Below are 20,810 nucleotides of genomic sequence, written 5' to 3' on the forward strand. Positions count from 1 at the left end.
AAGGAGCTTTATCGATGAAAATTTTAGTTACAGCTTTTGATCCTTTTGGTGAAGATAAGATCAACCCGGCCACTGAAGCCGTCAAAACACTTCCTGACCAAATTGCCGGAGCAGAAGTCATTAAGTTAGAAATTCCGACAGTCTTTGTGAAAAGTGCGGAGGTTGTGAGCCAGGCCATCGCAGACCATCAACCTGACTATGTGGTCAATGTGGGCCAGGCAGGGGGACGCTATGCCTTAACCCCAGAACGGGTGGCTATTAACTGGGATGATGCCCGGATTGCGGATAACGAGGGCAAGCAACCCATCGACCAGCCTATCCAAGCGGACGGCCCAGCAGCCTACTTCTCCAGCCTCCCTATCAAAGCTATGGTAGCGGCTATTAAGGAAGCCCAACTGCCTGCAGAAGTCTCTAATACAGCCGGCACCTTCGTCTGCAACCACATCATGTACCAGACCCTCTACCTGATCGACAAGACTTATCCCGAAGTTAAGGGCGCCGGCTTCATCCATATCCCTTACCTTCCCGAACAAGTCGTGGACCGTCCCAACACCCCATCTATGGGCCTCACCGACATCAGCCGAGGCCTAGAAGCCGCCATCTCAGCCATCGTCGCCTATGACGGCAAAGAAGACCTCCACAGCGTCGGAGGAAAAACGCATTAAATAAGGGTGAGAGCAGTTGCGCCTAGACTTGAATGACTGGAGCCCAATCGGAAAAGAGCGGCTTTAGCCGATCGTTCCGATTGGGTGAAGTCACTTCAAGTCTGCAACTGCGAACCCGACTATAGGGTGTGAGGGAGCGCGGGTAGAAGTGGACCGCTGGAGCAAAGCGACAGAGAAGACTGAAAGTCTTCGACGGCGCTTTGTGAAGAGGAGCCACTTCTGCGCGACCGAACCCGACTAGGAAAGGGTGAGAGGGCTGGCGGTTAGCTTTACTTCACTGGAGCAAGTCGCCAGAGCAGTCTGCAAGACTGCGGCGGAGACTTGCGAAGTGACAGGAAAGCTGCTAGCACGAACCCGACTAAAGGGTGCGGGGGCTGGCGGTTAAATTGACCAAGATCCAATTAAATGCTGTGATTGTGGGTCAATGATGACCAACATTCAAATAGAGCTTTCGATTGTGGGTTGACATACTGAATAAAACCATCCCCAAAAAGCGGTGGGAGTCCAAAGCCTATCCAGCGACTCTTCTCGATAGGCAGATAGGACTTCCATCGCTTTTTAATATTGAAACGTTTTCACAAACTGTTATAATGAATAGAGAAAGTTATTATAGAAAGGTCCTTGTTAGGAAGACAAAGCGGTTGCGCCTAACACCTGGGACTTTGTCTTAGCGATTGGCCTTCTCTTGTTGCTAGTGGTTGGGACAGCCTTTCTTACCAAATACATGCGCCAGCCGGAAGATAAGGACTAGCTTTTCGCTTTCATCTCTGGGTAAAATTTTGTACACTTGACTTGAAGCTTGGGACGGTCAGATTCAATGAAAGGGGGCTTAGGGTGCTGAGTGCTTATTATCAATCTAAATTGGGAGTCATCCAACTGACTTATCAAGGGGACCACTTATATGGGCTCAGCTTTGACGATGACCTGCCCCAGGATAGTCAACCGGCAGATAGCTGCCCTGAGCTGGAGGAAGTCTGCCAGGCCTTAGATGCTTATTTCGCCGGGCAAGCCGTCCAGCTAGCGCCTGAGAGCCTGGTTCTCCAGGGAACACCCTTCCAGGAGCGGGTTTGGGCCTTATTAAGGGAGATTCCCTATGGCCAGGTAACGACTTATGGCGACCTGGCTAAGACCTATGAAGTCCGTTACCAGACCTCCATGTCTGCCCAGGCAATCGGCGGCGCAGTGGGCCGCAATCCCATTGCCGTACTGGTCCCTTGCCACCGGGTGGTCTCGAGTCGGGGCCAGCTGACGGGTTATGCTTATGGTCCCCAGCGTAAGCAGGCCCTCTTAGAAGGGGAAGGTCTGACTTTCGATGACCGGGGGCAAGTCATTAATTTTTCGCCAATCAACTTAAAAAATAAAGGAGCTGAAGAAATGGAAAAAAAGGATAAATATTTGGTCAAGTATGACCGGTCGCGCGAATTAGATAGCTTCAAAGTCGAGGGCTTTCGCTACTATGACGGTTTGGATGTGATTGATGATCTGAAAGTGGGGACGTCGGTGGATCTCTTGGTAGAAGCGGATAATCCTTATGATTCAGATGCTGTCCAAGTGGCTTATAAGGGGTATCAGTTAGGCTATCTCCCGGCAGATAACAATCACTTCATTAGCCAGTTGCTTTATTTTGGCCATGGGAATATTTTAGAGGCACGAATTTTAAGCCTAAACTTTGACCAGGGCATAGAGCCTCTGATCACCATTCAAGTTCGTATCAAAGATAAACGTTAAAGCAGAATACAAAGGAGGATATTATATTATGTTATTAGAAAATAAAGTTGCCTTAATTACGGGTGCCGGTTCTGGTTTTGGTCGGGCGACGGCCTTACTTTTCGCCAAGGAAGGGGCCAAAGTTGCTGCGGTCGATATTAATCGTGAAGCGGCTGAAGAAACCGTCAGTCAAATTGAAGCAGCAGGGGGCCAAGCCCTGGCTATCCAAGCTGATGTGGCTGACGAAGCGGCTGTCAAAGCCATGGTTGAAGAAACTGTTGAGGCCTACCAAAGCATTGACATTCTCTTCAATAATGCGGGCATCTATGTTCCAGGCAATGTGGAAGAAACACCGCTCGATGCCTTCCAGAAGAGTTTGGCCATCAATGTTACAGCGGCTTTCCTAGCTTCTAAATTTGCTATGCCTTATCTCAAGGAAAACAAGGGGAATATCATTAATACGGCGTCCGCTGCCGGTCTGATCGGCTTCCCTGATGCGGTCTCTTATGCCGCTACTAAGGGGGCAGTGGTGTCTATGACCCAGGCGATTGCCGTGGACTATGCCAGTGCGGGGATTCGCTGCAATGCCATTTGTCCAGGCACAGGTAAAACGGGGATGACTAATGAACTCTTGGAAGACCCTGACATTGCTCAAGGCTTCCTAGCACCTATCCCTATGCAACGCTTTGGGGAAGCGGAAGATGTGGCTAAGGCAGCTCTTTTCTTAGCTTCGGACCTTGGTTCTTATACGACGGGGCATGCCCTCCCTGTTGACGGCGGCTGGACCATGAGCTAATCCACCAGGTTTAACTATAAAATTAGAAAGGACCTCCCTCATCTTCTTGTTTGATGAGGAAGGTCCTTTAGTTTAGTCTTCTATAAAAGCTTGGAGGGCAGGTAGGCGAAGGCGACGGATGCTGCGGTTGAGGGGGATAGCTACGAGGATACCGAAGATATTTTGCAGGGAGTTGCCAGGAATGGATGGGATGGCTGCGGCCCAGTTATAGAGGATCCCTGTCCCAATGGCATAGCCGACCATCATCCAGATACTAGCTAGGATGAGCGCTGTCCAGTTGCCACCGGGTAATTTTTTCTTAGCTAAGTAGCCGGCAATATAACCTTGGAGGCCGTGGATGATAAAGGAAAAGATAATCCACTGGGGATAGCCGGAGATGAGGTCGATAAGGGCCCCGCTGGCTGCACCCACGATGCCGCCAGCTACTGGGCCAAGCAGGAGGGCAGAGGCATAGATGCCTGCATCACAGAGGGTAAAGATCCCGCTAGTGGCTGGAATAGGGATAACGACTAGGATCGATAGGGCAGTGGTGAGTGCCGTCAGAACGGCGATTAAGGGAAGCTTAGTTTTCATGCAAAGGACTCCTTTATCTTAATATTTCTTTAATCTTTAGTATAAGGAGTTTTGGGCTAAACTGCAAATTTTTGTGTAAGGGTTCACATGTTTGAACTTTAAGTCAAAGGGAGACTCGCCTTCAAATAATAGGGACTAAGCGAAGCTTCTGCTGAGCCTTGGCAGTGGCCAGTGAAGTATTGGTAGATGCTTTCGTCTTCTAGCTTAGAAATGTTATAATAAAGAAAGTAAAAGCGAACAAGGAGCGACTAGAGACAATGGAAAAAATTGCGATTATCGGTTTAGGGATTTCTGGCTCGGCTTGTTTGGCAGCCTACCAGCACTTGGCTCAGTCCCATGACTTTGACTTAGTTGTTTTTGACCGTGAGCCTTATTTGGGACGGGGGATCCCCTTCACGGAGTCTTATGAAGGGGCCCTGATGAATACACGAAATGCCGGTCTGACCTATGACCAAGCTTATCCCGGTGATTTTGAAACTTGGCTTAAGGTCAAGGATCCCGACCGCGACTGGCCTGAATATAGCTCCCGCTATCTCTTTGGCAGCTATTTAAGAGACCGGGTGGAGACGCTCTTGGAGAAGCTCCAGGCCCAGCTGGTGAAGGAGTATGTGGCTAAAGTCAACTTCGACCAAGAGGCGGAGACTTGGTGTCTTGAGACCGAATCCGGCCAGGTCTATACGGGCTTCGACCGCATCCATCTTTGCTGTGGGGACTTGGGGACTAGTGACTTCTATCGATTGGAAGGAACGCCCCGCTATCTCAACCAAGCCTATCCCCTAGAGGCTGACCGTTATCAGATGGATGAGGAAGGCTTGCGACGGGTGGCTGTGATTGGGACGAGCTTGTCCGCTATCGATGTGATTAAATATTTGGCCGACATTTGCCAGCCCAATCAAATTTTGGCCTTCTCCCGGGGCAATCAATTTCCGATTGTGAGCGGTAAGGAGGCCGAAGACCTGGCCTGGGCTTATCTCAGTGAGGAGAATTTTCAAGCAGCCCAGGAAGCGGAAGAGGGGTTGACCTACCAGCAGGTCGACCAGTGGATCCAGGCAGAATGCCAGAACATAGGCCTAGATTGGGCAGAATGCCAGGAAGTGAGTCTCAGCCAAGGCATTGAAGGGATCCGACGTGCTCTGGATTGGACCAGCCAAGGAGCGCTTTTGGAGGCCTTGGCCACCCGGGTGACCCGTCTCCTCTTCCATTACTGGCAGTATCTGAGCCTAAGCGACCGTCAGCAATTCGCGGACAAGTACGACAAGGTCTTTTCCCTGGCCAAGGGTAAGATGCCCCTGGATTCAGCTCAGCGCTTGTTAGACCTAGCCGATGAAGGCTGCCTCAGCTCCTGTTCGGGTGTTGAAGAAATTGTTTATGATAAGCAGACTGGGCTCTACTACCTGCTCGACCAGGAGGGCATGATTATTGAAGAAGTGGACTATATTGTCAATGCGACAGGGATCAATCTCGATTTAAGGCAAGCTTTACCCCAAGATAGCCTCCTCTATAACCTGCGTGACAAGGGCTGGTTGAATCCTGATCCAGCCCAGGGAGTTAGCCTAGATGTCAACCGCTACCAGCTAATTTCGCCGCGCTTTGGCCGCTTAGACCATGTCCATCCCCACGGCCTCTTAATTGCTCCCTCGGTCTACCACAATAATTCAACGACCACCATCCAACGCTATGCCCAGGATGTGATCAACTGGCACTATTGCGGCCAAGACTACCGACAATCAGGACTCTGGCCTTAGGAGGTATATATGTTAAGTCACTATGAAAAAATGCGCGCCGGCCAATGGTACGACGCCAATTATGATCCGGATATCCTCGCCAAGCGAGAAGCAGCAAAAAGCAGGGCCCATCGTTTCAACCAGGTCGATCCTGCTGATCGCAAAGAAGCTGAGGCTGCCTTAGCTAAGCTGCTAGGGGACCTAAGTGAAGGCCTGGAAGTCATGGCACCGCTTTATGTGGACTACGGCGACAATATTCACTTCGGCAAGCACTGCTTTGTCAATCACGCCTGTTACTTTATGGATGGGGCCCGAATTGAATTCGGGGACCATGTCTTTATTGGCCCTTATTGTGGCTTCTATACGGCAGCCCATCCCCTGAGGGCAGAAGCCCGCAATGCCGGCTTGGAGCAAGCCCGACCTATTAAGGTTGGTTCTGACTGCTGGTTCGGGGCTAATGTCTCCGTGATGCCAGGCGTCAGTATCGGTTCGGGCTCTGTGATTGGGGCCGGGTCGGTGGTTACCAAGGATATCCCAGAGAACTCTCTCGTCATGGGGGTCCCCGGCCGGGTGATTAAGACGATCGACCAGGACCAGGGCAATTCATTTACAAATGAGCCTTAGAATGTTAGAGTTAAAAAGCGAGATCTTGAAAACGACAACAAAATAGTAAGGAGTTTGTCATGCCAGCAATCCAGGAGATTTTAAGCCAATTATTTAAAGAAATGAAGGTCCCTGTAGAATACCGGCCTTTAGATGATGGCCAGCACCTCTTTGCCTTAGCTTATCAGTTAGGGGAAGACAAGGTCGTGCCTTGCCATATCATTGCCCGGGACTTTAACGAGGGAGAAGCCACTACGGACTTTCAAATTAACTACCGCCAGCTCTGCCAGGTGGAAGATTACCAACAGACGGCCAAGGCCCTCGAAGTCATCAATGATTTGAACCGCGAAAGGAGCGGCTATTACAACCTGATCCTCTCGGGCGATGGGGAAATCTATACGCGTTGCCTATCGCGGACCGGTGAGGACGTCCGGGTACTCTATGAGCTCATGACTTTGGGTGCTAGCGTTGCCCGGGACCTCTATCCGCGACTGGAGCAAGCCATCAATAATAAGACCGTCAAAGTCGCTGAACGATCCGAATAAAGAAAGGAAGTTTATATGAGTGAAGAAAATTTTACCGACCTTTCCAAATTTGAAGACTTGAAACTTATGGACGAAGCCCTCTATGAGGAGTGCATCCAGGCCTTAGAGCAAGTCATTGACCCAGAACTTGGCATTGATATTGTTAACCTGGGTCTGATTTATGACTTGCTCTATGACGGGGAGGGCCATCTCCTGATTAAGATGACCCTAACCACTATGGGCTGTCCTCTCCAGGATGTGCTCATGGAATCGGCAGCCATTGCCCTGGATGATGTCGATGCGATTAAAGAAATGAAGATTGACTTGGTTTGGGTGCCTGCTTGGACAACCAAACGTCTTTCGCGTTACGCCCGCATCGCTTTAGGGATCCGCTAATTGATTGAAGGAAGGGGCCGACTTGGAAGCTCCCTCGCTTGGTCCAGAAAAGCTGGACCGATGGAAAGCCTAGGGGAGGGCACTGTGAGGACTTAGGTCTCTTAAGGAATCACGACTAGGCTTGGAAAGGTGCATATGAAACGATTTTTTTTAGGAGCCATTCTAGCTCTCGGGCTAGCTTTGGCTTTTATTTCTTTGTCATATTTTGTGATCATGGATCATTTAATTGTGGATGAGACGCCCAAGCAAGCTGATGTGATTATTGTGCCAGAAGGGATGATTACAGAGGAGCGGGCCGAACGGGCGGCTAACCTTTACCGGGGAGGCTATAGCCGGTCTGGTAAGCTGATTGTGTCGCCCTATGACCAAATTAATGGCGCATACTATGCCGAGCATGGGGTGCCAGAGTCCGCTATTGTCAATGATGCCACAGCGACCTCTACCTATGAGAATGCGACCCATAGCTTGAAGATGATGGAAGAGGCAGGCTATAGCTCCGCTTTGGTTGTTTCTTCAGACTATCATATGCTGAGGACCAAGATGATCTTCGAGCGGGTCAACCGTCGCTATGGCTTCGACCTTACCTTCGTTGCCGCCTACCACCGCCAGGGCGACCACTGGGTGACTTGGAAGGAAGGACCGGACTATATCCAAGACTTTGCCCAGCAAGAATTCTACAAGTACTGGGCTTATCTCTTGTATCTTTATCATTTTGTGAACCATTAGGAGGCTGGGACAAAAGTTCCGGCCTCTTTTTAAAAAGCAAACATTTTTCAAAAACGTGTTCCAAAAGTCAGACCTGACATCCACTTCACGAACTATGTCCAATCGTTTACCAACGATTTCCCATAGTTTGTGGACAGTTGCTATAGCTGTTCGAAGCGCAGCGAGTTACAGATATAGTATGCGTTAGCTGGTTCAGGCCTGATCGACTTTTATCACACTCTCTTTGCTTTTTTAACAAATTGTGCTTGGGAGCATGCTTTGCGCTTTTGAATTTGGACCTTAAAATTTTATTGGATACCATGATTTTATCTTCAAGAATAGGAGAAAATGATAGGATAGAGATAGTGCCAGCCTTATCCTCATTATAAAATAATTTAAGTGCCTTTGATTTATGCTAAAATTTTAATCATTGGTATAAATTTGCGAAAGAGGAGTGATTGCATTGAAGAATCAACACCAGACTTTGAGTTGGCGTCAGTCAACCGTCATCGGGTCTATGTTATTTGGTTTATTTTTTGGGGCCGGGAATCTGATTTTTCCCGTTCAAATGGGGCAGGAAGCTGGAGCTAATCTCTGGCCGGCTGCTCTCGGTTTTGTGGTAACAGCGGTGGGTTTGCCCCTCCTATCTGTGGTAGCTATTGGAGTATCCGGATCTAAGGGACTCAATGATATGTCGGAGCGGGTCCTTCCCAAGTACGGGCATATCTTTACGGCACTCTTGTACTTTGTCCTTGGGCCGCTCTTATCGATTCCCAGGACAGCGACGGTGTCTTATGAAATTGGCTTTAGTCAGTTTACCCAACATCCGCTCTTACTCTTTGCTTATTCGATTTTCTTTTTTATTTGTGTGGCTTATTTTTCTCTCAAGCCATCAGGGATTATGACCTGGGTGGGCAAGTGGATGAACCCGGTCTTTCTCATTTTTCTAGCCTTGATTTTAGCGGGCGTCCTATTGACTGGGGATAGTTTTTCCTTTACCGCTTTTCCGGTTGCTCCTAAGTACCAGGAGGCGCCCTTTCTTCAAGGTTTCTTAAATGGTTACAATACCATGGATGTGATTGCTGGCTTGATCTTTGGCATCTTGGTCGTGCGGTCCATCCACCAAGTTGGGGTGACAGAAGACCGGGACGTAGCCATGGGAACCATTAAGAGTGGGGCCTTGAGCATGGGCTTGATGGCTGTGATCTATTTCCTCCTGACCATGTTGGGGGCCCGGAGCTTGGAAGACATTGGCCTGGCCCAAAACGGGGGCGAAGCCTTGATCCAAATTGTATCCACTAAGTTTGGCGTCTTTGCGGGGATCCTGCTCTTCGTGGTTATGTTTGTGGCCTGCCTCAAGACCGCCATTGGCCTCATCGTCTCCTGTGCGGAAACCTTTGCGGAGATCTATCCCAATGTGCTCGACCAGGAGAAATGGACCTATGTTTTTATCGGGATTTCCTTTGTGATTGCTAATGCGGGCTTGAATGCGATTTTGGCTTGGGCAGTCCCCTTCTTGGCCTTTATGTACCCCCTCTCGATTGTGATTGCCCTCCTTCACTTGGTGCCAGCTTGGACGAAGCGACCAGTGATTATGCGCTGGACCCTGGGCTTTACCCTGGTTCCTGCTTGCTTTGACCTCCAGCATGCCCTGCCTACAGGGTCAATTCCAGCTTTAGATCATTTTGCCACGGCCGTTTTTCCATTCTATAGCTATGGTTTTGCCTGGGTCCTCCCCGCCATTCTTGGCCTCTTCATTGGTCTCGTTCATTCCTATGTTATTAGAAAAGATTAAGCGATTTATCCAAAACTCCAGTTGGCAGTGACTGGAGTTTTTTGATTATAATTGTACTGTTGACCAAAACGCTTTATAATAAAAGTAGAATACGATGATAGAAAGGAAGGGTATGATGCCTCAACGTGACCACTACCGACGACACAAGAGGAGAATATGGCCTTGGATCCTGGCCGGTCTTGCCCTCTTGGTCCTAATTGTTCTAGGGGGGGCTTACTTTGGTGCTAAGCAGGTAGCAGACGACCTCTATGCGCCAACTCAGGGGAGAGACCAGGCCAAAGAATCTGCTGAACGCAATCCGAAATTAGGAGAAGATCCCATCTCTGTCCTCTTGGTAGGTATGGACTCAGGCAATGGCCGGACTACTGGAGAACAGAATACGGATGCCCTCATCCTGCTGACTCTCAATCCCAAGACAGGGTCCGCTAAAATGCTGAGTATTCCCCGGGATACCTACAGCGAACAAGTTGGCACGAAGATCAATGCAGCCTACGGACAAGGGGGGATTGAGGCGACCATTGGAGCTGTCCAAGAGCTCTTGAATGTTCCTGTTGATTACTATGCCTTGGTCAATATGACAGGCCTAGTGAATATTGTGGATAGCCTAGGTGGCATCCAGGTCGATAACCCGCTCAGCTTCAGCAACATGGGCTATAGCTTCCCCCAAGGTCGTATTACCCTCCACGATGGTCAGGAAGCCATGGCCTATATCCGCATGCGCTACGAAGATCCGGAAGGGGACTTTGGCCGGGCCCGGCGTGAACAAGTGGTTCTCAGAGGAATCCTAGATTCTCTGCGTTCCGTTCAAAGCCTGACCCACCTCAAAGACCTATCGGATATCGTCCGTCAAAACGTCCGCACAGACCTCCAGCTGTCCGATATGATGGTCCTGGCCAAGGACTACCGCAATACGGCTGATGCCATTGAGCAGGGGGTCCTCAAGGGGACGGACGATATGTCAACAGGAACTTATCTGAGCATTGTCTCAGAAGAAGACCGCCAAGAGGCTTCCAACCGTCTGCGCCAACACCTGGAACTGCCTAAAGCATCTCTAAGTGACTAAGGGCAAGCTTCCAGCTAACCGTACACTTTGCAAGCCATTAAGGAGGCAATTCAAATGAAACTTGACCTAAGTAATCGAACCATCCGTCAGCACGAAAAACCCATCAGTCACAGTAATTTTTGGCGCATTTTAGGGGATATGGTGATTGGCTTTCTTGTTGTTTTTGCCCTCGACTATTTGATTGACCAGTTGATCAGCTTGGATCCCCAGCAAGGCTTGACCATTCGCTTTGGCTTGACTCCCTTGCTCAACCTGATCTCAACGCTAGCTTCCAGTCTTTTCTCTATGGGGATCATGTGGGGCTTAGTGCGTCTGGTTCGCCATGGCGGCTCCTATGACCAGGGAAGCTTGGTTCAGCCCTTTAAAGAAAAATTGGGCCGCAATATCTTAGCCCTCTTCTTGCTTGCCTTAATTGGCTTAATTCCAACGATAGTAGTGGGGGTTCTCTCTGGCTTCGGTTTTATGAGCGCTATCATACTGTCTACTGAAGAATGGCAAGGCTATGCAGCCTTCTTTGGAATTTTTATTTTAGCAGGGATCATACTAGGGATTATCGCCACTTGGTTGGACTTGTCCCTAGCTATGGTTTCGCCGCTCTTGGGTGATTATCCCGAGATGGGAGCTTGGCAAGTGATGAAGGAAAGCTTCCGTATGATGAAGGGCAACCGCTGGAAACTTTTAGGCTTAATCCTAACTTATATCTGGATTCCAATCCTAATCGTCATCGTCAGCATTGTCGCTTTCTTTGCTTACGCCATTGCTACAAGTCCTGTGCAAGGGCCTAGCTATGTCCTGGCTTTCTCACTCTTCTTCTTTGCCCTCTTAGTAGCGGCCTTAATTGGACTCTATTACAGTCTGCGCCTGAATGTGGCCAAGGCCCTCTTCTACACCGCCCTAGAAGATAAGGAAAAGGGAACGTCTTGCTTCCCTGGACAAGGTTTAGCTGGGCAAGGCGAAGCCCTCTAAGCGATTCAATTAAGCTCAAGGCCTTGTGCCTTGGGTTTTTTAGTGATCATGAATAAAATTTCACAATAAGCTAAGAAAAGCTTGTCTTAAATGATAAAACGATGTGCAATCTCCGTGTTTTATCATTATATAGTGATCGTTTCAATCGATCAAAGGCTATTGGAAATCAATGCTTTCTAAAAGCTAAAAAAATGATAAAATAAATTAGTATAGATACTTGTCTACTTTTCTTAAAAAAAGCAGATGAAAAATGAATCGCTGAGGTTCATTGGCAGTTAAGGAGCCAGCCATGTATTTGGACTGAGGCTTCAATTGAGAGAGTAAAGGATGATAGCTATGATTGATTTACAAAATGTCGATGTCACCTTTGATACAGCAAGTGGTAAAGTCCATGCCGTTCGAGATGTGAGCTTGTCGATTGCTAAGGGTGAAATCTTTGGTGTGATTGGTTATTCTGGGGCCGGGAAGTCGACCTTAGTCCGTACCATTAACATGCTCCAAGCTCCAACTAGTGGGACGGTGCGGGTGAGTGACTATGAAATGACCGCACTCAACAATAGTGACTTAAGAAAGGCCCGCAAAAATATCGGGATGATCTTCCAACACTTCAACCTGATGAATGCGCGGACGATTGCCGGTAATGTGGCCTTCCCCCTCCAGGATTCAGGCTTATCCAAGGAAGAAATTCGTGAAAAAGTAGACCGGCTCTTAGAACTGGTTAATTTATCGGATCGTCGGGATGCTTATCCTTCCCAATTATCTGGGGGACAAAAGCAGCGGGTAGCGATTGCTCGGGCCCTAGCCAATGACCCTGACGTTCTCCTCTGTGACGAGGCAACGTCAGCCTTGGACCCTAAGACAACCCGGTCGATTTTGCAATTGTTAAAGACTGTCAATGAACAGCTCGGAGTCACCATTGTCATTATTACCCACGAGATGAGCGTGATTAAAGAAATTTGTGACCGGGTAGCGGTCATGCAGGATGGTTATGTGATGGAAGAAGGGTCAATCTTTGATATCTTCTCCAATCCACAGACTGAATTAACTAGAAACTTTATTGAGTCAGCGAGTCCGACTGAGAAGGGAATTGCTTCCGTCCTAGCTAATTCCCAGTTGGTCGATGTGAACTCTTCTGATCGAATTATCCGCATTGACTTTGCGGGTGCGGATACAGGAGACCCTCTGGTAGCCCGGCTAGCACGCGATTTCGGCGTTCTTCCAAGTATTCTTTATGCGAATATTGAAGTGCTCCAAGGCATTCCGACAGGGACCATGTTGGTATCGATTAGTGGGGATGACCAAGCCATGGCTGATGCCGTTAAGTTTATTGACGACAATGGCGTTAAATGGCGGGAATATCAAGTTGAAGGAAATGGTGGTGTTGAATAATGGATTTTTTAACGAATTTATTGCCTAATGTGAGTGAAATTCCAGACGAATTTGTCACAGCGACGATTGAAACGATTTATATGACCATCCTGACCTGTATCATCGGTTTTGCCCTGGGGATTGTGGTGGGGATCTTCCTCGTTCTGACCATGCCGGGTGGCTTGAAGGAAAATCGTGTGGCTTATAGCATTCTGGATAAGATAGTGAACATCTTCCGTTCCATTCCTTTTGTTATTATGATGGCCCTCTTAGTGGGCGTTACCCGCTTTATCGTAGGGACTTCAATCGGGACAACTGCCGCTATTGTGCCACTTGTTGTGGCCACAGTGCCTTTCTTCGCCCGTCAGATTCAGAATGCCTTGATCGAAGTGAATCCGGGTGTGATTGAAGCCGCCCTCTCTATGGGTTTGAGCACTTGGCAAATCGTTAGTCGTGTTTATCTTAAAGAAGCACTGCCAGGTATTATCCGGGTTTCTGCCTTATCGATCATTAATGTGATTGGCTTAACCGCTATGGCCGGTACCATCGGGGGTGGGGGCTTGGGTAACCTGGCTATCACCCGGGGTTACAACCGTTTCCAAACCGACGTGACGATTGTTTCAACTATCATTATTCTGATTATTGTCTTTATTTCCCAAGCGGTTGCTGACTGGTATGTCCGCCGCATTGAGCATTAGATTAACAATTAAAGGAGAATTTATTTATGAAAGCAAGTTTTAAAAAATTAGGGCTCTTAACAGCGGCTGCCTTTGCCTTGGTAGCTTGTTCGAACGGGGCTAGCAGTGATGACCAAGCAAGCAGCGGTTCATCCGCTGAGCCAACCAAGCTCAAGGTAGGGGTAGTTGGCGATGTGGAACGCGAAGTATGGGAAGATGTTGCGGAGCGTGCTAAGGACAAGGGGGTTGACCTAGATGTCCAAGTCTTTACCGACTATGTTCAACCTAACAAGGCTTTAGCTGATGGATCACTCGACCTTAACGCCTTCCAACACATGGCCTTCTTGCATGACTTCAATGGCAGTGAACAACAAGACCTCCAACCTGTCGGCTATACTTATATTTCAGCCATGGCGGCTTATTCCGACAAGGTTGAGTCATTGGATGATCTCAAAGATGGCGCTGAAATTGCTATCCCTAATGATGCAACCAATGGCGGTCGGGCCTTGCTCCTCTTAGAATTAGCAGGCGTGATTGAAATTGATGACAATGCTGGCATTTCACCAACCCCTAATGACATCACCGAGAATCCAAAGAATGTTAAGATTACGGAATTGGATGCGGCTCAAGTGCCACGTTCACTTGGGGATGCCGATGCGGTTGTTGCCAACACTAACTATGCCGTAGATGCTGGTTTGAATCCCTTCAAGGACGGGATCTTCATCGATACCGAAGATTTAGCCAAGGTTGGGACCCAGTACAAGTGTATCATTGCCACCCAGAAAGACCGTGCCAATGATGAAGCCATTAAGAAGGTTGTTGAAACCTATCAAACGCCTGAAACAGAGGCCAAGATTAAGGAAGTAACCGATGGCGCTGACCAAAAGGCTTGGTCTGATAATGATAATATCTCTGCAGATTACAAGGCTCTCGATGAGCAAGTGAAGGCTGCCAAAAAGAAATAGTATTGATTAGCTGGTTTCCCAGTATTACTTTGGAAGAAGTGTGCTGGGAGCTAGCTTTTTTCTTGGCTTGGCTCGGTCTAGATGAAAGCCTTATCTTTTGCTATAATGTAAGTATCTTATTAGGAAAGAAGGCCAACTATGGAAAGTGTAGCTTATCGCAAGGCCAGCTTGGCTGATCTCGATCGATTAGAAGATATTTTGAAGGCCAGCATCCAATACTTGGCCGACCAGGGAGTGGACCAGTGGCAGAATGGGGAAGTAACTATTGATCACATTCGCTCAGTGATTGAGGCTGACCAGGCCTATGTCTGCTTAGATGAAGGAAAGAACATTTTGGCCTTTTTCGTGCTAGCTGATGAAGACCCAGCCTATGATGACTTAGCTGAGGGGGCTTGGCAGACAGAGGCCCCTTACTATGCGATCCACCGGGTGATGATCAGCCTTAAGCAAAGAGGCCAGGGGCTCAGCAGGACTGTCTTCACAACGATCAAAAACATTGCTAAAGCAGATGGGAAGCGGTCGCTGCGGGTGGATACCCATCCAGATAATCGGGTCATGCAGCATATCCTTGAACGGGAGGGCTTTAAGCGCACGGGGTCGACTTACTTAGCCAATGGGGGCTTTCGCTGGACCTATGACTATGCATTAATTTAAGGAGGAAACGATGTATTACGTAAAGAATGAATACCAAGGTGAAGAAATCTATGATCCTAGGCTTAATTTAGCCATTGAATATTATTTACTCAATGAGAAACGTTTAGATGAGCCCATTCTTCTTTTTTATATTAATGAGCCTTCTATTATTATTGGTAAAAACCAGAACACCCGGGCCGAAATTAACCAGGACTATGTGCGTGACCATAATATCCATGTCGTCCGCCGCTTTTCAGGTGGGGGAGCGGTCTACCATGACCTAGGAAATATTTCTTTCTGCTTTATCACCGATGATGACGGCAATTCCTTCCGCAATTTCAAGAAGTTTACAGACCCTGTGATTGATGCCTTGCACAAGATGGGGGTTGAGGGCGCAGAGTTACGTGGCCGCAATGACTTGGTGATTGATGGCAAGAAGTTCTCTGGTAATGCCATGTACAGCCACAAGGGCCGGATGACCGCCCACGGGACCCTGATGTTTGATGTGGATATTTCGGTAACAACAGAGGTCTTAAAGCCTAAAAAAGAAAAATTAACGTCTAAGGGCGTTAAATCCGTTCGCAGCCGGGTGACGAACATTAAACCTTTCTTGAACGATGATTATCAAAATATTTCTATCCATGAATTCCGTGAAATTCTCCTGAAATTTATCTTTGATGTGGATAGCTTAGACCAAGTCAAAGAGTACCAATTGACGGATGAAGACTGGGAAGAAATCTTCCGCTTTAGAGACCGTTACACTGGGAATAATGACTGGAATTATGGCAAGGATCCAGACTATGAGCTGATCCGCGAAGGCCGGACGCCAGCTGGCCAAATTGAATTTCAATTCAATATCTCTAAAGGAAAAATTCAAGAAATTTCAATTTATGGGGACTTCTTCGGCTTGGGCGAAATCTCCGATGTAGAAGATGCCCTCAGAGGCTCGGACTATACGGAAGAGGGGCTAAGAGAGACTTTCTCAGCCCTTGATATTAATAAATATTTTGGCAATATCTCCGTCGAAGACTTGATTGACTTGATTTATTAGTTGGTCAGGGAAGTGGCAGGTGTGAGTGACTTTGCCTGTCTTGGTTTGGTTCTCAAATTTCATAAAGAAGGGAAAAGCCCCAAAACGATCCGCTGAGTGATGGTTTTGGGGCCTTTGTTATGCTGTGAGAGGATTTATTTTGTGGGCGATGGGTTGAAGGAGGAGGGTCAGCTAATTGGTCTCCTGAGGGCTCGCCTCGCGATAGTTTATCTAAAGAATATGTATTTTAGTAAAAAAGAAGCTAGCCAGACTGTATTATAGCTGGCTAGCTTCTTGGTCGGGTGCTTATGTGGTCAAAGTCTTATTCCAACTTACTTTAATCATCTAAGCCTAAGCGCCAAGTCTCACACCCTTAATCGGGTTCGGTCTGGCAGCTTTCGTGTCACTTCACAAGTCTCCGCCGCAGTCTTGCAGACTGCTCTGGCGACTTGCTCCAGTGAACGAAAGCTAAACGCCAAACCTCACACCCTTATAGTCGGGTTCGACTTGGCAGACTTGGAGTGATTTCACAAATAAGAAACGAGCGAATGCTTCGCTCTTATCCTTATTTGCTCCAATCATCCAAGTCTAATCGCCAAGTCTCACACCCTTTATTTAAAGTTATTGGCGATGGTTTGGTTGGCGCGGCCTTCTGCTAGGATTTGGCCGTGTTCTCTTAGAACCGCCTGATTGATGGAAGGAAGTTGTCCGTATTCGAGGGCACAATAGATGGCGTTCTCGATGGTTCCAGGATCATATTCAGTCGGGTTAAAGGTTAAAAGATAATAGAATTGGCCGCCTAGCTGGTAGAGGTCGACTTGGACGTCTCTTAGGGGATAGGCGTGGCTGAAGGCGATGAGGTCATCGAATTTTTGGAAGCCAAGAATGACCTGGTTCCAGTCTTCTTGATCCCAGTCCTTGCTCAAGATGCTATCTTCCTGTTCTAATTTGGCTTCGCCCTCTTCGATGATATCGAGCAATTTCTTATAAGCTCGGCGCTCTTCTTCAGGGGAAGTTTCAGGTCCCGTCTTGCTGATATAGAGATCAATTCCTCCCTTTTTAGGCATCACTTGGAAGGTGAGGGCTTCCGAGTCTTGGAAGCGCCGGGAGGTATCCATTTCTTCCAAGACAGATAGGAAGAAACTTTCGACAGCCTTCTGGTCGCTAATAATATCGGTGAAGGAAATTCCTCGGTCAACGAGGTCTTCTGACGCGATAAAGACACGCATAGTATTTTCATTGATATATTCCATTTCCATTTGGTCTCACCTCAATCTCTTGCTGTTTATTCTAGTCTATCGTAAAAAGCAAGAATAGTAAATTGATTCTGATTGAAAAATGCGAAAAGAAGCAATTTTAAGCTTTTTTGCTTGAATGTCACAAAAATCTTTGCAAGAATAAAAATGTATAGCCTGTAAGTGAGCATCCGCTCCGCTTTTGAATTTGTTTGTAAGGCCTAGTTGTCAATGCTAATTAGTTAGAGAAGTAAATAAAAAAGAGTGCGTAAAACACACTCCTTAGATGAATTATTAGCCCATCTTACGTAAAGCTTCATGCAGTTCAATCTTACGAACTTTGCGAGGTAGGAAGCGACGAATTTCATCTTCGTTGTATCCTACTTGCAGGCGCTTCTCATCCATAATAATTGGACGGCGAAGTAAGCCTGGCGTTGTTTGAATTAAATCAAACAGTTCATTCAAACCGATTTCTTCAAGATTTAGGTCCAATTCTTGGAAAGCCTTAGATCTTGTTGAAATAATTTCTTCAGTCCCATTTTCAGTCATACGTAAAATGTCTTTGATTTCATCTGAACTGAGGGGTTCGGAAAAGATATTGCGCTCTTCATAAGCTATCTCGTTCTCTTCTAGCCAAGCGCGCGCTTTACGGCATGAAGTGCAACTTGGTGACGTGTATAATTTTACCATTTGCATCTCTCCTTAAGAAATGACTAATGCATCATTCAACATACTTATTATAACAATTATTAAAATCCATTTAAAGCTACTTTCGAAAGTAAGAATTTGATTAAATACGAAGAAGGGTTAAAAGCCTGACATGAAGGGCTTTTAAATTGTAAGTAATTTGTAAAGAAATGGATTTATCTACAATAAAGAAAAAATAAAAACATTTTTTGTATTTTTATTTCTTTTTTTATTCACTCGCAATAATTAAAGCTTGAGATCTCGCTCCTTTGAAGGATATATAGTTTTTTTAAATAAAAAAGTGCAACTCACTATTTTACCACAGATCTGATTTAATGCCATTAAAAGCAATTTTTGAATTAAAAGTCGCAGGAAAAAACAGTCTTCTACTGAATTCCTTGAGGGCTAATGCTATAATAAGAAGGTAATTTACTAACTAGGAGGAAGCAGGAATGAAAAAAATTTTTTCAGGGGTTCAACCGAGTGGCATCCCAACCATAGGGAACTATGTGGGCGCGCTCAAGCAATTTGTTGACCTGCAAGATGACCACGATGCCATCTATTGTATTATGAACCAGCATGCCATCACGGTGCCCCAAGATCCAGAAAGCTTAAGAGAGAATACACGGCGTTTAGCGGCTCTCTATCTTGCCTTGGGGGTCGATCCACATCAGTCAACCATCTTCGTACAGGGGGATGTTGCGGCTCATGCTAAGGCAGGCTGGTTGGTCCAATGCCTGATTCCTCTGGGCGAGTTGGAACGGATGACTCAGTTTAAGGATAAGTCAGCCAAGAAACAGTCTGTTATGTCAGGGCTCTTGACCTATCCAACCTTGATGGTGGCAGATATTATCCTCTACCATGCCGACCTAGTGCCTGTGGGGGATGACCAGAAGCAACACATGGAACTGACCCGGAATTTTGTGGACCGCTTTAACAAGCGTTTTGCCAGCAAGGACCAGCCTATCCTAACCAAACCAGAACACTTGACGCCTAAGTCAGGGGGCCGGATTATGAGCTTGCAAGATCCAAGTCAGAAGATGTCCAAGTCAGATGATAATCAGAAGGCCTTTATATCGCTATTGGATGAACCGAAGAAGGCTGCTAAGAAGATCAAGTCTGCCGTGACGGATTCTTCCGGTGTCATTAGCTATGATCCTGAAGAAAAACCAGGGGTATCCAACCTCTTAGACATCTATTCAGCTTTCTCGAATCGGAGCATTGACGACTTAGTCAGCGAGTATGAGGGCTCAGGTTATGGAGCCTTTAAAGGCGACTTGGCTGAAGTGATGGCTGATTTCTTATCACCGATGCAAGCCCGTTATTATGACTTGCTCGAGTCTGATGAACTGGAAGATATCTTGCGCGAAGGGGCTAAGAAGGCTGAAGTTATTGCCAACCAAACCCTGGCTGAGATGGAAGATGCTATGGGGCTGCGTTATTAATGCAAGTTTTATAGTCAAAAAAAAGCAAGTTTCCTATCAAAAAGGGAACTTGCTTTTTTATCTGCTTGTTATTTAAATCGTATGGGTGAGCATGCGTTCCGCTTTTGATCAAAATTAGCTCCTACTAACTTTTTGGCTTCCTATTTTCTAAATAAACTTTCGTGAATTTGGCATGCTTTGGTTTATATATCTATAGGAGGTGCGTGAGATGTTTTTTGCACATATCGAAAATAATCAATTGATTGCAGCGAGCCAGGTGGGGACTTTGGAGAGCCAGCCGCGCTTTTATTGTCCGACTTGCCACCAGCAAGTAAACTTCTGCCAACCGCGGCGAGGTCGCCCTTACTTCGCCCACCAAGCTAAGCGCTCTACTGGGGGAGGGGAATCTGACCGCCACCGGGCTTCTAAGGAGCAGATGGCAGAGATCCTAAGGGCAGGAGGCTATGAGGTCTTGACGGAACTGCCTATTGACACAATTAAACGACGGGCTGACTTATGCGTAGATAAGCGCTGGGTTTTAGAGATCCAATATGCGCAAATGTCAGCTGAGGAAGCGGGGAAGCGGACCAGTGATTATCATTTGGCAGGATTTAATTTGCTCTGGTTGCTCGGCCACCAGTCACCCCACTTCAAGCTTCGACCAGCTTATTTAAAGCGTTTGTGGCCCTTCCTCAAGCCCTTTGCTCAGCTAGGCCTCTGCCTGCCTTATTGGCACGAGGAAGCGGCTGATGTTCGTCTATATGCTCTTGATTATTATGGGAGGCTCGGGACTGTCTACCGGCTATCGCTCCCGGACTACCTCGCACTCTGTCAGTTGACGGGCTGGGAGGAGGGTTTCAACTTTAGCCAACTGATCCCTAAGCAGGCCATCCATAGTCTGCCTCCCACGTATTACCAAGGTCGCTTACTGGAGATCCTAAGGCGGCCCAGCCAGTCAGAGCGTCGCTTGCTCAATTGCCTCTACCAGGTCGGCCTTTCCCTCATGGATTTGCCCCAGATCTTGGTCTTAGTCACAGACAAATCTTTACTCACTGAAGAGCCCTTTTGGCTAGTTTTAGCCTATACTTACTTGGTTGACCAGGGCTTTTTGACTAGAGATGACTTGGACCAAGTCTTGACTTGGCGACCGCATCCTGTTTTTGAATTAGCATTAAGAGAAGCTTTTTTGAACCATCTCTTCCAAAGCTTGCCTCAGTTTTTGAAGGCGGGTGAGACTATGCTAGAATAGAAAGAGAGAATAAAGGAGGATATCA

The 20,810-nt window shown here is 47.3% G+C and carries 21 protein-coding genes; 18 read left to right on the forward strand and 3 right to left on the reverse strand.

What is annotated here, in order from left to right; all coding sequences use genetic code 11:
- The first annotated feature begins 14 nt into the window (after nucleotides 1–14).
- The 3 genes from pcp (at nucleotide 15) to AWM72_RS07210 (ending at nucleotide 3,168) form a co-directional block, all read left to right on the forward strand.
- Entirely contained in the window at nucleotides 15–665 is a 651-nt protein-coding gene (pcp, locus tag AWM72_RS07200) for a pyroglutamyl-peptidase I (protein WP_067975484.1), read from the forward strand.
- A gap of 834 nt (nucleotides 666–1,499) precedes the next feature.
- On the forward strand, nucleotides 1,500–2,393 hold the full coding sequence (locus tag AWM72_RS09540; RefSeq protein ID WP_067975487.1) for a methylated-DNA--[protein]-cysteine S-methyltransferase: 894 nt from the start codon (nucleotides 1,500–1,502) through the stop codon (nucleotides 2,391–2,393).
- Nucleotides 2,394–2,421: 28 nt separating this feature from the next.
- Nucleotides 2,422–3,168 (forward strand): SDR family NAD(P)-dependent oxidoreductase, encoded by a 747-nt coding sequence (locus AWM72_RS07210; protein ID WP_067975488.1) that lies wholly within the window; start codon nucleotides 2,422–2,424, stop codon nucleotides 3,166–3,168.
- A gap of 72 nt (nucleotides 3,169–3,240) precedes the next feature.
- Here AWM72_RS07210 and AWM72_RS07215 read toward each other — a convergent pair whose 3' ends face one another.
- Complete coding sequence (locus tag AWM72_RS07215; RefSeq protein ID WP_067975491.1) at nucleotides 3,241–3,741, reverse strand: ECF transporter S component; 501 nt, start codon at nucleotides 3,739–3,741, stop codon at nucleotides 3,241–3,243.
- Between the two features lie 257 nt (nucleotides 3,742–3,998).
- Between AWM72_RS07215 and AWM72_RS07220 the strand changes: the two genes are divergently transcribed.
- From AWM72_RS07220 to lplA, 13 genes are all read left to right on the forward strand, one after another.
- The gene (locus tag AWM72_RS07220) at nucleotides 3,999–5,486 is read left to right on the forward strand and encodes an FAD/NAD(P)-binding protein (protein ID WP_067975494.1); all 1,488 of its coding nucleotides are present in this window, start codon (nucleotides 3,999–4,001) and stop codon (nucleotides 5,484–5,486) included.
- Between the two features lie 9 nt (nucleotides 5,487–5,495).
- Nucleotides 5,496–6,089, forward strand: coding sequence for a sugar O-acetyltransferase (locus AWM72_RS07225; protein WP_067975498.1), 594 nt, complete (start codon nucleotides 5,496–5,498; stop codon nucleotides 6,087–6,089).
- A 59-nt stretch (nucleotides 6,090–6,148) separates the two neighbouring features.
- A complete protein-coding gene (locus AWM72_RS07230) occupies nucleotides 6,149–6,613 on the forward strand; it encodes a hypothetical protein (RefSeq protein WP_067975501.1) in 465 nt (154 codons plus the stop codon).
- Nucleotides 6,614–6,628: 15 nt separating this feature from the next.
- On the forward strand, nucleotides 6,629–6,988 hold the full coding sequence (locus AWM72_RS07235; protein WP_067975504.1) for a metal-sulfur cluster assembly factor: 360 nt from the start codon (nucleotides 6,629–6,631) through the stop codon (nucleotides 6,986–6,988).
- 135 nt (nucleotides 6,989–7,123) lie between these two features.
- Nucleotides 7,124–7,714 carry a YdcF family protein gene (locus tag AWM72_RS07240; protein ID WP_067975506.1) on the forward strand — a complete coding sequence of 197 codons (591 nt, stop codon included), beginning with the start codon at nucleotides 7,124–7,126 and terminating at the stop codon, nucleotides 7,712–7,714.
- A gap of 442 nt (nucleotides 7,715–8,156) precedes the next feature.
- Entirely contained in the window at nucleotides 8,157–9,488 is a 1,332-nt protein-coding gene (brnQ, locus tag AWM72_RS07245) for a branched-chain amino acid transport system II carrier protein (RefSeq protein ID WP_083272341.1), read from the forward strand.
- Nucleotides 9,489–9,603: 115 nt separating this feature from the next.
- Complete coding sequence (locus AWM72_RS07250; RefSeq protein ID WP_067975512.1) at nucleotides 9,604–10,551, forward strand: LCP family glycopolymer transferase; 948 nt, start codon at nucleotides 9,604–9,606, stop codon at nucleotides 10,549–10,551.
- Nucleotides 10,552–10,605: 54 nt separating this feature from the next.
- Nucleotides 10,606–11,517, forward strand: a complete 912-nt coding sequence (locus AWM72_RS07255; protein WP_067975515.1) for a DUF975 family protein — start codon at nucleotides 10,606–10,608, stop codon at nucleotides 11,515–11,517.
- A gap of 336 nt (nucleotides 11,518–11,853) precedes the next feature.
- The gene (locus AWM72_RS07260; RefSeq protein WP_067975518.1) at nucleotides 11,854–12,906 is read left to right on the forward strand and encodes a methionine ABC transporter ATP-binding protein; all 1,053 of its coding nucleotides are present in this window, start codon (nucleotides 11,854–11,856) and stop codon (nucleotides 12,904–12,906) included.
- Nucleotides 12,903–13,583, forward strand: coding sequence for a methionine ABC transporter permease (locus AWM72_RS07265; protein ID WP_371325972.1), 681 nt, complete (start codon nucleotides 12,903–12,905; stop codon nucleotides 13,581–13,583). The genes AWM72_RS07260 and AWM72_RS07265 overlap by 4 nt, the downstream gene beginning before the upstream one ends.
- 26 nt (nucleotides 13,584–13,609) lie before the next feature.
- Nucleotides 13,610–14,527 (forward strand): MetQ/NlpA family ABC transporter substrate-binding protein, encoded by a 918-nt coding sequence (locus AWM72_RS07270; protein ID WP_067975526.1) that lies wholly within the window; start codon nucleotides 13,610–13,612, stop codon nucleotides 14,525–14,527.
- Between the two features lie 138 nt (nucleotides 14,528–14,665).
- The gene (locus AWM72_RS07275; RefSeq protein ID WP_067975530.1) at nucleotides 14,666–15,181 is read left to right on the forward strand and encodes a GNAT family N-acetyltransferase; all 516 of its coding nucleotides are present in this window, start codon (nucleotides 14,666–14,668) and stop codon (nucleotides 15,179–15,181) included.
- Nucleotides 15,182–15,191: 10 nt separating this feature from the next.
- Nucleotides 15,192–16,211 carry a lipoate--protein ligase gene (lplA, locus tag AWM72_RS07280; protein WP_067975534.1) on the forward strand — a complete coding sequence of 340 codons (1,020 nt, stop codon included), beginning with the start codon at nucleotides 15,192–15,194 and terminating at the stop codon, nucleotides 16,209–16,211.
- Between the two features lie 590 nt (nucleotides 16,212–16,801).
- Here lplA and AWM72_RS07285 read toward each other — a convergent pair.
- Nucleotides 16,802–17,449 carry an adaptor protein MecA gene (locus tag AWM72_RS07285; protein ID WP_067975537.1) on the reverse strand — a complete coding sequence of 216 codons (648 nt, stop codon included), beginning with the start codon at nucleotides 17,447–17,449 and terminating at the stop codon, nucleotides 16,802–16,804.
- Nucleotides 17,450–17,719: 270 nt separating this feature from the next.
- Nucleotides 17,720–18,115 carry a transcriptional regulator SpxA gene (spxA, locus tag AWM72_RS07290; protein ID WP_067975540.1) on the reverse strand — a complete coding sequence of 132 codons (396 nt, stop codon included), beginning with the start codon at nucleotides 18,113–18,115 and terminating at the stop codon, nucleotides 17,720–17,722.
- Between the two features lie 449 nt (nucleotides 18,116–18,564).
- On the opposite strand from spxA, the gene trpS reads away from it, so the two are divergent.
- Both trpS and AWM72_RS07300 read left to right on the forward strand, forming a co-directional pair.
- On the forward strand, nucleotides 18,565–19,557 hold the full coding sequence (trpS, locus tag AWM72_RS07295; protein WP_067975545.1) for a tryptophan--tRNA ligase: 993 nt from the start codon (nucleotides 18,565–18,567) through the stop codon (nucleotides 19,555–19,557).
- Nucleotides 19,558–19,765: 208 nt separating this feature from the next.
- Entirely contained in the window at nucleotides 19,766–20,785 is a 1,020-nt protein-coding gene (locus tag AWM72_RS07300; RefSeq protein WP_067975547.1) for a competence protein CoiA, read from the forward strand.
- The last annotated feature ends 25 nt before the right edge of the window (nucleotides 20,786–20,810 follow it).

It is taken from the genome of Aerococcus sanguinicola, from assembly GCF_001543145.1.
Lineage (GTDB): Bacteria > Bacillota > Bacilli > Lactobacillales > Aerococcaceae > Aerococcus > Aerococcus sanguinicola.

Excerpts from the sequence above, each read along its gene's own strand:
- pcp (WP_067975484.1), top strand. The coding sequence starts at position 15 with ATGAAAATTTTAGTTACAGCTTTTGATCCTTTTGGTGAAGATAAGATC.
- AWM72_RS07210 (WP_067975488.1), top strand. The coding sequence starts at position 2,422 with ATGTTATTAGAAAATAAAGTTGCCTTAATTACGGGTGCCGGTTCTGGT.
- AWM72_RS07215 (WP_067975491.1), bottom strand. The coding sequence starts at position 3,741 with ATGAAAACTAAGCTTCCCTTAATCGCCGTTCTGACGGCACTCACCACT.
- AWM72_RS07220 (WP_067975494.1), top strand. The coding sequence starts at position 3,999 with ATGGAAAAAATTGCGATTATCGGTTTAGGGATTTCTGGCTCGGCTTGT.
- AWM72_RS07225 (WP_067975498.1), top strand. The coding sequence starts at position 5,496 with ATGTTAAGTCACTATGAAAAAATGCGCGCCGGCCAATGGTACGACGCC.
- AWM72_RS07230 (WP_067975501.1), top strand. The coding sequence starts at position 6,149 with ATGCCAGCAATCCAGGAGATTTTAAGCCAATTATTTAAAGAAATGAAG.
- AWM72_RS07235 (WP_067975504.1), top strand. The coding sequence starts at position 6,629 with ATGAGTGAAGAAAATTTTACCGACCTTTCCAAATTTGAAGACTTGAAA.
- AWM72_RS07240 (WP_067975506.1), top strand. The coding sequence starts at position 7,124 with ATGAAACGATTTTTTTTAGGAGCCATTCTAGCTCTCGGGCTAGCTTTG.
- AWM72_RS07250 (WP_067975512.1), top strand. The coding sequence starts at position 9,604 with ATGCCTCAACGTGACCACTACCGACGACACAAGAGGAGAATATGGCCT.
- AWM72_RS07255 (WP_067975515.1), top strand. The coding sequence starts at position 10,606 with ATGAAACTTGACCTAAGTAATCGAACCATCCGTCAGCACGAAAAACCC.
- AWM72_RS07260 (WP_067975518.1), top strand. The coding sequence starts at position 11,854 with ATGATTGATTTACAAAATGTCGATGTCACCTTTGATACAGCAAGTGGT.
- AWM72_RS07270 (WP_067975526.1), top strand. The coding sequence starts at position 13,610 with ATGAAAGCAAGTTTTAAAAAATTAGGGCTCTTAACAGCGGCTGCCTTT.
- AWM72_RS07275 (WP_067975530.1), top strand. The coding sequence starts at position 14,666 with ATGGAAAGTGTAGCTTATCGCAAGGCCAGCTTGGCTGATCTCGATCGA.
- lplA (WP_067975534.1), top strand. The coding sequence starts at position 15,192 with ATGTATTACGTAAAGAATGAATACCAAGGTGAAGAAATCTATGATCCT.
- AWM72_RS07285 (WP_067975537.1), bottom strand. The coding sequence starts at position 17,449 with ATGGAAATGGAATATATCAATGAAAATACTATGCGTGTCTTTATCGCG.
- spxA (WP_067975540.1), bottom strand. The coding sequence starts at position 18,115 with ATGGTAAAATTATACACGTCACCAAGTTGCACTTCATGCCGTAAAGCG.
- trpS (WP_067975545.1), top strand. The coding sequence starts at position 18,565 with ATGAAAAAAATTTTTTCAGGGGTTCAACCGAGTGGCATCCCAACCATA.
- AWM72_RS07300 (WP_067975547.1), top strand. The coding sequence starts at position 19,766 with ATGTTTTTTGCACATATCGAAAATAATCAATTGATTGCAGCGAGCCAG.